Genomic DNA, 11,325 nt, shown 5'->3' on the forward strand with positions numbered 1-11,325 from the left:
AACCTCTTCGACCTGCGGCGCCACGCCGTCGTGCTGAACCTGGAGGCGATCCTACGTCGCAGCGGCTTCGCGAAGGCCGCGTAATTCAGGTGGGGCTCGAACTGTTCGGCGCTCTAGGGAGCTGGATTCTCCAACCGTTCCTCCCACCTTTGTGCGGAGGCGATCGATTAGGCGGTTTACGATGTTCTTCCCGCGAAAGCTGGCAATCTCCGCCGCCTCGACAGGCAGCCTCTCGTCATCGATCGGCAGTTGAAACTTAGATGCGATTTCGATGGCGATTTGCGTACAAATCTTTTGCTGCCACCCATGCACGAGCGCAGCAGGAGAATTGCCCACGACGGAGGACAACGCCGCAAGGTCACCCCCTTTTACATACAGCACAAGATCGTCGTTATTAAGAGTCTGCCGCTTGAACATGGTTTGGCGCAAGAGTGCCGATTTTCCCATGCCCTTGCGAGAGCGCACAACTCGGAACCGGTTAGCGGGCGAGTAAAAATGCTCGAAGTCGGGCTTCTCCAAAAAATAGCTGTTGAGTACGTCCGGCGTCTCATCCTCCCCAGCTTCGTTGCCGAACAACCCTGGATTCACCAAGTCTTCAGTACGTGCAGAATGCTCCGCGGCAGGCACTCGCCCAGTCTTAGGCGCGGCGCGATCAGCAGTATTCACTCGCTTATCTTCAGTGCGAGCGGGATGCTTCACGGGTACGGGTGGAGGGGCAACTTTCTCATCGGAAAGCTTCACGGGCACAGTTGTGCCGCCAGTCTTAGGCGTGACCCGGTCAGACCTGTTCACTCGTTTCTCGCTTGCATCAACGGAAAGCGTCACGGCCGTGGGGCTGCCAGTCGTGGGCGTGATCCGGTCAGCCGTATGCACCTTTTTCTTACTCTTTCGTCCAGGCTTACGAAGCTCGAACTGGTCAAGGACCCAGTTCATCGCTTCTTGGTAGAGTAACTCGTGGAACAGAAGGTGGTTTCTCGGCGTAAGGGGAGTTCTATCTCCTTTGCCACCCCGACGCACCGAAAGCCAATCACGTAATTCAACCAGAGAAGGATGCTCCTCGACATCGCGTCCCAGCAACTCTGTCAAATAGTCCAGGCCCCGATTTACATCAAACTCTTGTCCGGTCTTGGAATTTTTAATACAATGACGGAGCTGAGCAGCAAGGCGCGCGAGGGGCTTGGGCAAAGGGTCTGTGCTAGAGTCCCAATCTTCGACCATCATCGTGCGGTTGGCGCTCACCCCCAGGAACGCATTTCTGTGCCCCTGGGCTGCGGCAATGCAATTGAGTGCTCCAAGGGCGCGGGGCCTGTCCAAGTCCCAGAGCCATTGGCTGGAAAATGGCTCCGCCTTGTCGGTCTCAATGTTGAAGAATACGGATCGAGTAAAGAACCCATCCGGGGTCGATTTGTGGATATTTAGGCGAACCTCCTCCTCTGCGGCAAGTATTACGCTTGTGATTGGTTTGCTCGCATCCTTCCGCTGCAAAAGTTGCATCAGCATAATCTCAAGCTTTAGCTTTTCTGCCAGGATATTTTCGGAAACTTCAAGGCGGCGGACAGGATGTGCGGCAAAGTCTGTGCGGGCGACAATCAACACATCGAGATCGCTGACTCGTTGGTCGAATTGTTTACCGCTTGAGTTGACGGTGCTTCCAAATGCATAGACTGTTCCTATGCTCCCGATGCGAGTGTCAGAAGCCCAGCTCTTAAGAGCGTGCAGGACTAACTTGGAAAGCTCGCTCGCATTCACGTAAAAAACCCCGATCAAGTGGTTTCCAGGAGCCTTGCGCAACGCCGGGCAATGTGCTCCGCAACACGCCCGCCGTTCGTACTTCCCGCCCTCCAAGCAGGTCGTCCCTCCACACGACGGGGCGCAAGCGCGCTCGCGATGCCCATGAGCAAACCCTGTATCGCACGACGTTGCGATGCACAAGACAATTTGCTGAGCATCCCGGCAGCTGCGCCGCCCAACCTCTGCCGAGAGCACGAGCGCGATGACGCAACACGGCGGTCTGGTTCTGGCTCGATCGGCGCCCCTGGCGGGGGTTTCTGGACATCCGTCCCGTCCTAGGAGGCTGCGCTCCAACTCGGGGGTCCCGAACTCGTGACATGCGGCTTGCCGGGAAACGTGGCCCAGAAAACCCCTCTACCCCAGACCCCCGGCCTGGAGCGCGCCCTCCGCATCTCTTCGCGTTGGTCGGGTCAGGGGCTTGGGCGGCGCCTCCGCCTCCTTCGGGGCACCTTCCGCCGCCGCTTCCCCCACCCCGAGCTGCGCAGGCCCACCCGCGAGCGCGTTGACGTCCGTCCGGGCCACCTGCCCCGCAAAGTGGACGGTCACGTGCATCTTGCCTTCGACGACCGCGGCCACGTACCCCCGCGGATACCCGAGCGCTTCCGCCACGGCATGCTGGGTCTTCCCCTGCGCGTACGCGACGAGCGCGACATGGGTTGCGACTCCGCTCGTAACGGGGTTGCGGCCAAGTCGCCCCGGGGGATTTCCCAGGTCCCTCGGGGCGGCGCTTCTTGCAGACAATAGTCTGTAGACGCCCAGTCTCTACTCGCAGACCGTCGACCGTCAAGGTGACTGGCAACGGGCTGGAGCAGATCTTCGGGCAAGTGGTCCGCGAAGTCCGGATCGAGGTGGGGATCTCCCAGGAAGAGCTGGCAGATCGGGCCCAGCTGCATCGCACCTACGTAAGCCTGCTCGAGCGAGGGAAGCGCAATCCGTCGCTGAACGTCGTCCAGGCCCTCGCGGCGGCGCTCGGGACCACGATGACGCGTCTTGTTTCCGGGGTCGAAGCGAGGCAGGGGCGGAAGTAGACAGACGCGGCCTGCGCCTGCCGCAGGAGCCGACGTCAGCACGTCTGAATGTCATCGCGCACGAGCGCGCGCCACCGCAGCGAGCGCTCGCTTGGAGAGCGCGCTCGGCGCGAGCTCGTCGGCCCGGCGCACATCCGCCTCGGCCTCGTCGAGCGACCCCGCGCGCAAAACAAGCAGGCCCCGCGTCAGATACGCGCGCGCCCGCTCCACGTCCTTGGCATTCCCCCGGCCCGATCGCTCGTAGTTGTTCCAGATCCCTCGCTCCTTGGCCTCCGCATCCATCGTGAAGGCCATGGCAATCGCGGCGATCGCCTCGGCGCGGCGATGCAGGGTGTCGAGCAGCACGGCGCGGGTCGTGTGGTAGGGCGCGCGGTCGTCGAGCTCGAGGGCTCGCTCCACGTCGGCGAGCGCCGCTTCGTGCTCTCCCCGGGCCCAGGCGCGGCTCGCGCGCTGGTGATAGGCGGTCGCGAGGGGGAGTTTTACGTAGCCCCGATCGTCGCGGGGCAACGAACCGGGTTTCAAGAGCTCCTCGCCGTCGGTGATGACGATGTCCCAATCTGGAAAGACCCGGGGCAAGGCCCGCACGACGGGAAACCCTTGGATACGGGTGGAGGGCACGCGCGCGAGCACGGCGAAGATGCCGGCCAAGGAAGCGGCGTCCTTCACTCCGGCGGCCTCGGGCCCCTCCTCGCGAATGCGGCGCAGCGTCCGGAAGGCCTCGCGAGGGGCAGGATCGAGGATCTCTTCAGGCGGAGGGACTGCGGCGAGCAGCGAGACAAAGAAACCAGCGATGAGCCCGACGTCGCGCTCGATGGACGCGCTCGACCCCAGCAAGCGCGAATGGGCGCGCTCTCGTTCGTGGTCCTTGGCGCGCGCCTCGTACATGTCGACCGCCTCGAACCCCGGGACGAGCCAGCGAATCTGCCAATGCCCGTCCTTCTCGACGAGCCGCAGGTGCGACGGGCCGAAGAGCAGGGGGCCGCACCCGCGCGCATGCAGGTGCGCCGCAACCTCACACGTCTGGAGCGCGCACGTCGCCGCGGCCTCGATCCCCAAAGACGGCCAGGGCCGCACGGGCGGCGGCTCCGCGAAGACGATGCCCGGACCCACGTGGAGCACGGGCACCGTGTAAGGGAGCGCAAGCGATTGCACGGTCCGGGCGACGGCCTCGGTCGCGAGGTCGTCCGTCCAGGTGTACGGGTAGCTCCGCGGATGAACGAGCACGCGCGCGCCGGATTGCCGATCGCTCCCGTGGAGCCAGAATTCGTCCATCGGGCCCGGCTCGAAAATCCTTTTGCGCCCCCAGAGCACTCTCTTCCAAAGCGCCCTCCGCGCGCTGACGACCTCCTCCGGATCCCCGCGCACCACGAAGCGCCCGTTGTCCGGGTATCGCTTCATCGCCGCCCCGCGCGGGCGAAGGCGCGCCGCCGCTGCGTCGCGGCGAGCGCCGTCCCTCCGGCCATCCCGAGGGCGAGCAAGGGCAAGAGCCGACGCGCCAGCATCTCCTCGAGCGGCACCTCGGGCGTGGGCGCGGGATGCTCGTCCCAGTCCGCCGGGCGCTCGGGACTCGGCAGGACATCGGCGCGCGCGGCACCTGCCCAGAACCATGCCGTGAGAAGCACCAGGCCACAAACGCTGAGGATACGTCGTCGCATGAGGGCAAGGATACATCGATACAATACCGGCGCGTCAAGGTCTGGTGTGCGTCGCGACGAGCAACCGCCGCGGCCCGCGCAACCCCTGGGGTGCATAGGTCAGGAATCTACCGAGACGCCCAGGTCCGCAGCGATCCGCCGACGAAGCTCCGCCTCCGTCACGGATCGGAAGGGTCCTCCGCCATCGCCGCCACCTCGGGCCGCACGAGCCCGACGAGCACCTGGACCACGTCCGCGACCGCCACCATGCGCTCACGCCTGGTCTTCCTGTGCGCGTCACCCGCCAAAGCGAGCACCCCGAGGGCCCACCCTTCGAGCACGGTGAGGACCCGCCATAGGACGACCTCGGGAGGATCCGGCGGGGCTCCCGGCGTCGACTTCAGCTCGGGGCGCACGAGAGGGATCAGCGTCGAGAGTACGTCCGCGACCGCGATGGCATGCGCCAGTTTTCGTCCTGGATTCGTCGCGGCTCCTGCGAGCACACCCTGGGACCAGCCGTCGAGCACTTCGAGGAGCCTGCGGAGAAGGTGGCCGTACATCATGAACTCCTCGGTGAACTCCGGCGCCCACCCCCGACGCCGCGCCGCTTCGGCGGTCGTCGGGCTTTTTCCCTCGTCCAGCATTCCACCAAGCGTTTGGTATTGAGCTCGACCTCGATCGCCATCGTGCGGATCGTTGGATGCCGCTCGTCCTCATGCGTCAATTCGTACCCTTCGAACAGGTCTCGTCCCTCGTGGGTACTTGCTATCGTGCTCCACCACACGTAAACCCGTCCATCGCTGCCGAACGCAAGGTTTCCCCTGATTGCCCAAGCCAGAATGGGCCGATAATCGAGCCGTGCGAGCTCTCTTCGCGTGAGCGCCAGCCCGGTGAACCAACGACGGCCCCGCTTCGGGCGACCACGCAGGTAGACTCGCCCATCCGTCGCAAACACGAAATCCAGCGCGGCGGCGCGGCGCTGCCATTCTCCGCCATCATCCAGCGCGTTGGACATGGCTCCTCGGTCCGCTCTCTTCTGCGCTCCCCACCAGGTCCTCCAATCCGCCAGCCACATCTTCCACCCGGACGCCAAGCCCCACGGCGATCTTCGCGCAAGTCTCGATCGTCGCGTTGACGCGCCCATTCTCGATGCTGGACAATGCGCCTTTCGTAACTCCGCTCGTGTCGGCGAGGTCGGCCAGGGACATCCGTCGATCCAGGCGCAACTCTCGGATGCGCGTGCCGAGGGCTGTAAGAAGCGGATGGGTCGTTTGTCGACGTGGCATGGTCGTCCCTCCATCGTGTGTGCGCTCGTCGACCTTGGGCGACTACGGTGCAGCCAACGAGCACCCGTCATCGTGCGAGCAGGGGAGCGGCCACACCGAAGCCGCCCAAGGCCGGCGAGTCGTGATTCGCGGAACTGAAAAGCGATTGAGAGAAAGCGCTACTTCGTCGCCTCGGCGTCTCGAAGCGCGTTCGCGATGTACCAGGGCGCCGGGGAGCGCTCCTCGTAGCGACGCCCCGGCTCGGTCTGCGGGTCGATCGACGTGCGCCGTGGACTCGTGGTCTTCGGCGACGCTTCCGCCGGGGTAGGACTCTTCGGTCTCGACCTTACGAGCCCAGAATGACGTCCGAGTTCGCAGGAAACCCGGCCTTCTGCGCTGTGCCCCCGAGTCGCGACCGTGTCCCCTGCGCACGACCCAACGTGGGGCGTTGCCATGAAGATCGCGGCTGCCGTGCCGAGGCTGGCAATGAAATGGGCAGGAGTGCGAGTGAGCGATCCGAGCAACCGCGCCCAGAACGACCCCACCTGCGCGCGTGCCTCGCGGGCCACGAGGCCAAGAAGCGCCAGCGGAATGGCAGCGATCCGGCGCCGACGGCGCCTCGACCGCGCCGCAGCCTCGTCTACCGTAATGCGCGCCCGCTCGAGCACGTTATCCATTCGCTCTCGCATCGTGGCCCACGCGACGCCGTGCTCCGCCGCGAGCTCCTTGATCGTCGTCCCCTCGTAGAAGTGCTCGTGGAGTAGCGAGCCGTCATGATGGCTCAGCCGCTCGAATACCCTGGATGCGTCGACCCTCGCCTCGAAGTGCTCGACGTGCGCGCCTGTGGCCTCGATTGCGCGCACGATCTCCTCGGTAGGCGCGGCGACTTCCCGCGAACGGGACGCTTCATTGCGGTTCGTCAGGGCCGCATATTTCGCGACGGTGTTCAGCCATGCGCCGTACGCTTCTTCATCTTCTGGATCGGGTCGTTCTGCTTTGGGCTTGCGACACGCGAGCAGGAATGCATTATGGACGACGTCCATCACATGCACCGAATCGACCCCAACCGAACGAACGACTGCGGCCATTGCGTCCCGGTACCGGAGCGTGGCCTCCCTGGAGATACCGAGCTCATTCGAGCAGTCGTCGATGACGCGTGTCATGCCGGCGACCTCTCCGTCGATGCCCGGCACCGAGGGCCGCCTCTGCGCGCGTTCACGGGTCCCATGAAAACAAAGGGCACAACTCCCCCTCCATCACGGGACAAATCGACCGACTCCTCCACATTTCTCGTCGAGGGGGCCGCGGAGTGAGGCTGCACACCACTCTTGCCGTGGCCGTGCTGGGCTCGGCCTGGTCGTCGTCGGCCCTCGCGGCGGACGAGCTGCCGCACCATCGCGTCGAGCTCACCGCGGATCGAACCCTGCCCGGTTGCGCGAACGCGTTCGAGTTCACGGCGATCCTGACGAACTGGGTGCCCGTGAGCACCATCGATCCAACGGCAGCGCGCGCGCTCGTCGTGCGGATCCGGCGTCTCCCCGACGGCGGCAAGTCGGTCGATACGACGATCACGGACGACAACGGCGTCGCGTCCACCGATCATCGCGATTACTCGCCTGCGACCGACTGTTTCAAGGTGCTTTATTGGACGGCCTTCGATGCGGCGACCCGTATCCGAGCGGCAGCGCCAAAAAAGGACGAGGCGCCAGCACCGCCGCCGACTCCCCTGCCCTCTCCCAAGCCGGCCCCGTGTCCGCAATGCCCGGCGTGCCCACCACCGCCACCCGTGGCGGCACCGGCTCCGAGGCGCGTCTTCGTGGCATTGGGAGGGCTTGTGTCGCACGGGCTCATGCCGGATACGGCACCCGGACTTCGCGTTGCCGGGGGCCTGCAGCTCCCGCAGCTCTCGCTCGAACTCGACGTGCGGTGGATGCCGCTCTGGAAAACCCGGCCGTTGGAGTTCACGGAGGCGGAGATGCACACGTTCACCGTGACGGGCGGCGCATGTTTGAGGCGTCCGCCGCTCCTCGGTTGTCTCTTCGCTGCAGGGGGCGCTGTGGGGTCGGCGGCGCTCAACCTGGGCTTCGACGCGCACATCGTACGTGGCTTCTTCGGCGTCGGTGCGCGGAGCGCCGTCGAGCTGCCCTTTTCGGAGCACCTCGCGGCACGCGCCGAGGTCGAGTTTGCGGTCGCGATGTTCGGCACGCGCCTCGATGTGCACAGACCTTCGTTGTGGGAAACGCTGAGACCCACGTTCATGGGGGGAGGCGCGCTCGTGTACGCGTTCTAGGTGACGGGCGCCGAGCAGCAGATCGTGACGGGATCGAGCAACACGAGCTCCCCCTCAGCGGTCCCACCGCTCGGCGTGCACGCGCCCTTCGTGTACTCCAGGACCGCCGCCGTTTTGCCAGAGAGCTGCGTCCCCGGCATGAAGTCCAGGCACGGGGCGATCATGCCGGTCGAGACATCGGCTGCGAGCTTCTCGGTTGTGCAGGCCCCATCGCTGAAGATCCGGAACTTCACGTTGCAGAACCCGGCGCTCGGCTCGCTGCACTCACACTGCGAGCAGACCCGGTTGTCCTCCACGTGCCCGTAGAGAAGCTCCCTCTCGCCCCAGCCCTCCGGACAGGGGTGGTCTCCCTCCCGGTACAAACAAGAGGAGAAGCCGGGGGGCGTCGGGACACACACCTTCCCCTCGGCCTCGATGCACTTCGGCAGAGCGCTCTCGCTCGTGCAGACTTTCCCGAGCGTGATCTCCGGTCCGCCGTTCCACGCCTTCGGAATTTTGGGCTCCGGATCCCCGATGAGGTGCGGCTGGCATGGCTGCTCCTCGATCACCGGGGTCGAGATCGTGATCGAACGAACGCAGGGAACCCCGCCGCAGAGCTTGTCACCGAGGATCGACTTCTCGCCGTTGCAGATCCCGTCCCAGTTTGTCGGTGGGTCGAAGTTTGTCTTGACACCGGAGCCAGGATCTGAACAGCCCGCGGAGCTGACGGTCCACGTCTCGGGTAACTCGCACGTCCCCTCGGGCGCATCGCACGCACACGTGCCGCACGAGGGCGGCGGCGGCGCGCTCCTTCCCTCGAACGCGAGGATCGGCGCTTCGCCTGGGCATGGCGGCGCCTCGATGTCCCACCCGTTCCAGAAGCTCATCGGCCCTTTCCAGCCCGCGGGCCTGGGGGGCGCGCACGATCCGCCGGTGCAGAGCGAGGACATGGGGCCGTCGCTGCCCGCGTCTGGTCCCTCAGGGCAGTACCGCTCGTAACTGGAGTTCTCAGGAAGCTTGCCGCCGGGACACCACTCGGGAGTTGGGCACGGACAGCACTCATAAGGGACGTCCTCGGGGCAATCGGGGCGGCAGTAGTCGGGGACGGTCACGTCCTTCGGGAACCCGTTCGGACACGCCTCTGGGGACGGGCAAATGCAACACTCCTCCGGGATCAGGAGGTTGCCATCGTCGTCGATGGGGCAGTCGGAGCCGATCGTGCCCGTGGAGACGATGCAGGCCGGGACCGCGAGCACGGCGAGGCCGGCGCTGGCGGCGATCACGAGCGCTGCGCGCGCGAGACGAAACATGGCGCGAGGGTACGGCACGCGGGCGTGAGGCGGCAAGGTCTACAGCGGGATCACCGGTCCGCTGAAGGTGCACGGGCAAACCCTGCGAGGGGAGGGGACAAACCTGGGGGCCCTACGGGGTGCAAGGACAGCGCAAGCGGCACTCGGCGGACGCGTCGCGGCTCATGCGGCAGGCGGATTCGCATCGGTCCGCGCACGTACAGGTGGGGAGCTTTTCGGCGAGGAGGATCTGCTGGGCGAGCGGCATTGCTCGGATCTGCGCGTCCGAGACTTCGTCACTCAGAATGAACCAGCGATCGGGAGATGGGAAAGCGCACAGGTAGCGGCGCGTCGCCGGGCCCGCGGAGGGGCCGGGATCGATGGTGACGGACGTGCGTTGCACCTGGGGTTTTGCGGGAATCGACGGAGCCGGCGACGGGCGCGAGGCGATCACCCGGGACGGCCCCGCGTCCGAGACGGAGGCATCAGGCCCCCGTCGGTCTCGGCCGGGAGCTCGGTCGAGAGCTCGAGCGCGAAAGCCAGCGGCTCCTGGAGGGATGCCACGGTCAGTGGCTCCCGCCGCGGAGGCGTGAGCGTGTAGACGGACGCGCCGACGCTCATCATCCCGAGGGCGGACAGCACAAGCACGCGCAGCGGGGTCATGACGAACCCCCAGTCTACTCCACGAAAGCGGGGGAGGTTCGGGTTTCTGTCGCTATGTTCGGGACATCAATGCGACGTCTACCTCCGCATGGCGATTCCGAAAACTGCCAGCGCCAGCACGCCGAACAGCACTTGCCCGAGGCCCGTGTTCTCTCCGCTGGAGAGCTCGTGAAACTCGATGTCCTCCCCGTAAAAGAACCGGAGGATCGTGACGTAATCGTATCCCTGCATGGCCAGCCAGTGCGCACAATGCTGCCCCATGCAGCCGCGATTCCCAGGGTGCGAACGCAGCGAAAGACGGGTCGGAATGACGTCACGCCCCCGCCGCCCGGCGTTGTAGGTCACCCATCGCTCAGTATTGGTCGGATCGGGACCGTGCGACCCATCCGGCTTCCAATACGCCCCCGCGACATGATTTGCGAGGATCATTTGCCCCTGGTAGCGAAGCACGATGCCCCGCGTCCGCATCGCCGCCTCGGCACAGCCCTCGCCGGAATACCGTGCGAACACCTGGAACTGCTCCCCGCTCGGGATCGCCGTCGTGCGCCCCAGTGCCGGCCGGTCCCGCATCGCCCGGAGCACATACGTCCGCGCCGCGATGGCGAGCGCCGCCTTCGCCTCCGGATGCGCGTGCAGATGCTCGCCAGCGACCACCCGCGGCACGTATTCACGCTCGAGCGAGAGCCATCCCGCGGACGTAAAAACACGCTCCGGCGCCTCGGTCGGCTCCTCTCCGATCACCACGCTCACCCCTCCAACCCGTGCTTCACCACGAAGATCCCGCACTCCGTCACCGGTGAGTTTCCCGGATGCAACCATACCCGCGCCGTCGCCCGTCCCGCGTCGCTCGAAAAACGGAACGTCCAACGTTCCACCGGGCTCGGGTATTTGGCCATGGCGACCACTTGCCGCTTCTGGATCAGCGGCCCGACTATCACGGTGGGCAGCGTGGCAAGCAATGCCTCCTTGCCGAACACCGGATCTCGAAGCGTGAGCGTGGCGGAGACCCGCCACTGCGGGGGAGGCTCGTCCCCCATCAGCGGCGGCTGCTCGATGATCACGACGCAATGTGTCGACGGGCCGAACTGCGGATCCGATTCGACGACGTTATGCTTCGACTCGCTATTGATCTCCGCCACGCTCACGGCATCCCCCCTTTCAGGTCTTCACGCCCGACTGCTGCTGATGGTGCTGGAACGCGATTCCATTGAGGGAGAGCTGCACGTAGAGCCCCACCTCGAGCGGCCGCATGACCACACCTCCGAGCTCGATCGGCTTGATCGGGAAGACGATGTCCTCCGGGACGTGGATCACCGCGTTGAATGCGCCATGCTCGTTCCGCTCGGGGTTGTCCGTGAACACGTAGCCGTCGGGCACCGGCAAGAC

15 protein-coding genes are annotated in these 11,325 nt (G+C 65.5%); 2 read left to right on the plus strand and 13 right to left on the minus strand.

Going from position 1 to position 11,325, the window contains the following annotated elements:
- Positions 1–51 precede the first annotated feature (51 nt).
- Positions 52–1,749 (minus strand): hypothetical protein, encoded by a 1,698-nt coding sequence (locus tag GF068_RS42970; RefSeq protein ID WP_153825384.1) that lies wholly within the window; start codon positions 1,747–1,749, stop codon positions 52–54.
- Positions 1,750–2,145: 396 nt separating this feature from the next.
- Entirely contained in the window at positions 2,146–2,400 is a 255-nt protein-coding gene (locus GF068_RS42975) for a hypothetical protein (RefSeq protein WP_153825385.1), read from the minus strand.
- A gap of 179 nt (positions 2,401–2,579) precedes the next feature.
- Between GF068_RS42975 and GF068_RS42980 the strand changes: the two genes are divergently transcribed.
- On the plus strand, positions 2,580–2,819 hold the full coding sequence (locus GF068_RS42980) for a helix-turn-helix domain-containing protein (protein WP_206079678.1): 240 nt from the start codon (positions 2,580–2,582) through the stop codon (positions 2,817–2,819).
- Between the two features lie 51 nt (positions 2,820–2,870).
- Here the strand turns inward: GF068_RS42980 and GF068_RS42985 are convergent, their stop codons facing one another.
- The 6 genes from GF068_RS42985 to GF068_RS43010 form a co-directional block, all read right to left on the minus strand.
- The gene (locus GF068_RS42985) at positions 2,871–4,091 is read right to left on the minus strand and encodes a hypothetical protein (RefSeq protein ID WP_153825386.1); all 1,221 of its coding nucleotides are present in this window, start codon (positions 4,089–4,091) and stop codon (positions 2,871–2,873) included.
- 122 nt (positions 4,092–4,213) lie between these two features.
- Complete coding sequence (locus tag GF068_RS42990) at positions 4,214–4,474, minus strand: hypothetical protein (protein WP_153825387.1); 261 nt, start codon at positions 4,472–4,474, stop codon at positions 4,214–4,216.
- A 158-nt stretch (positions 4,475–4,632) separates the two neighbouring features.
- Entirely contained in the window at positions 4,633–5,016 is a 384-nt protein-coding gene (locus tag GF068_RS42995; RefSeq protein WP_153825388.1) for a hypothetical protein, read from the minus strand.
- A complete protein-coding gene (locus GF068_RS43000; RefSeq protein ID WP_153825389.1) occupies positions 5,013–5,468 on the minus strand; it encodes a hypothetical protein in 456 nt (151 codons plus the stop codon). The genes GF068_RS42995 and GF068_RS43000 overlap by 4 nt, the downstream gene beginning before the upstream one ends.
- Positions 5,449–5,739, minus strand: coding sequence for a helix-turn-helix transcriptional regulator (locus tag GF068_RS47575; protein ID WP_153825390.1), 291 nt, complete (start codon positions 5,737–5,739; stop codon positions 5,449–5,451). The genes GF068_RS43000 and GF068_RS47575 overlap by 20 nt, the downstream gene beginning before the upstream one ends.
- Positions 5,740–5,897: 158 nt before the next feature.
- Positions 5,898–6,911, minus strand: coding sequence for a sigma-70 family RNA polymerase sigma factor (locus GF068_RS43010; RefSeq protein WP_170320057.1), 1,014 nt, complete (start codon positions 6,909–6,911; stop codon positions 5,898–5,900).
- A gap of 140 nt (positions 6,912–7,051) precedes the next feature.
- Here GF068_RS43010 and GF068_RS43015 point away from each other — a divergent pair, with 140 nt between their 5' ends.
- Entirely contained in the window at positions 7,052–8,008 is a 957-nt protein-coding gene (locus GF068_RS43015) for a hypothetical protein (RefSeq protein WP_153825392.1), read from the plus strand.
- On the opposite strand, the gene GF068_RS43020 is transcribed toward GF068_RS43015, so the two are convergent.
- From GF068_RS43020 to GF068_RS44055, 5 genes are all read right to left on the minus strand, one after another.
- Complete coding sequence (locus GF068_RS43020; RefSeq protein ID WP_153825393.1) at positions 8,005–9,297, minus strand: hypothetical protein; 1,293 nt, start codon at positions 9,295–9,297, stop codon at positions 8,005–8,007. The genes GF068_RS43015 and GF068_RS43020 overlap by 4 nt on opposite strands.
- A gap of 429 nt (positions 9,298–9,726) precedes the next feature.
- A complete protein-coding gene (locus GF068_RS43025; RefSeq protein ID WP_153825394.1) occupies positions 9,727–9,939 on the minus strand; it encodes a hypothetical protein in 213 nt (70 codons plus the stop codon).
- Positions 9,940–10,017: 78 nt separating this feature from the next.
- Positions 10,018–10,683: a SpoIID/LytB domain-containing protein gene (locus tag GF068_RS43030; protein WP_170320058.1), complete on the minus strand. Its 666-nt coding sequence runs from the start codon at positions 10,681–10,683 to the stop codon at positions 10,018–10,020.
- A 2-nt stretch (positions 10,684–10,685) separates the two neighbouring features.
- Positions 10,686–11,084 (minus strand): hypothetical protein, encoded by a 399-nt coding sequence (locus GF068_RS43035; protein ID WP_153825396.1) that lies wholly within the window; start codon positions 11,082–11,084, stop codon positions 10,686–10,688.
- Between the two features lie 13 nt (positions 11,085–11,097).
- A partial coding sequence (locus GF068_RS44055) for a hypothetical protein (protein ID WP_170320059.1) occupies positions 11,098–11,325 on the minus strand: 228 nt, incomplete at its 5' end.

It is taken from the genome of Polyangium spumosum, from assembly GCF_009649845.1.
GTDB classification, from domain to species: Bacteria; Myxococcota_A; Polyangia; order Polyangiales; family Polyangiaceae; genus Polyangium; species Polyangium spumosum.

Coding starts and splice junctions, on each gene's coding strand:
- GF068_RS42985 (WP_153825386.1), bottom strand. CDS start 4,091: ATGGACGAATTCTGGCTCCACGGGAGCGATCGGCAATCCGGCGCGCGC.
- GF068_RS42990 (WP_153825387.1), bottom strand. CDS start 4,474: ATGCGACGACGTATCCTCAGCGTTTGTGGCCTGGTGCTTCTCACGGCA.
- GF068_RS42995 (WP_153825388.1), bottom strand. CDS start 5,016: ATGATGTACGGCCACCTTCTCCGCAGGCTCCTCGAAGTGCTCGACGGC.
- GF068_RS43000 (WP_153825389.1), bottom strand. CDS start 5,468: ATGTCCAACGCGCTGGATGATGGCGGAGAATGGCAGCGCCGCGCCGCC.
- GF068_RS47575 (WP_153825390.1), bottom strand. CDS start 5,739: ATGCCACGTCGACAAACGACCCATCCGCTTCTTACAGCCCTCGGCACG.
- GF068_RS43020 (WP_153825393.1), bottom strand. CDS start 9,297: ATGTTTCGTCTCGCGCGCGCAGCGCTCGTGATCGCCGCCAGCGCCGGC.
- GF068_RS43025 (WP_153825394.1), bottom strand. CDS start 9,939: ATGACCCCGCTGCGCGTGCTTGTGCTGTCCGCCCTCGGGATGATGAGC.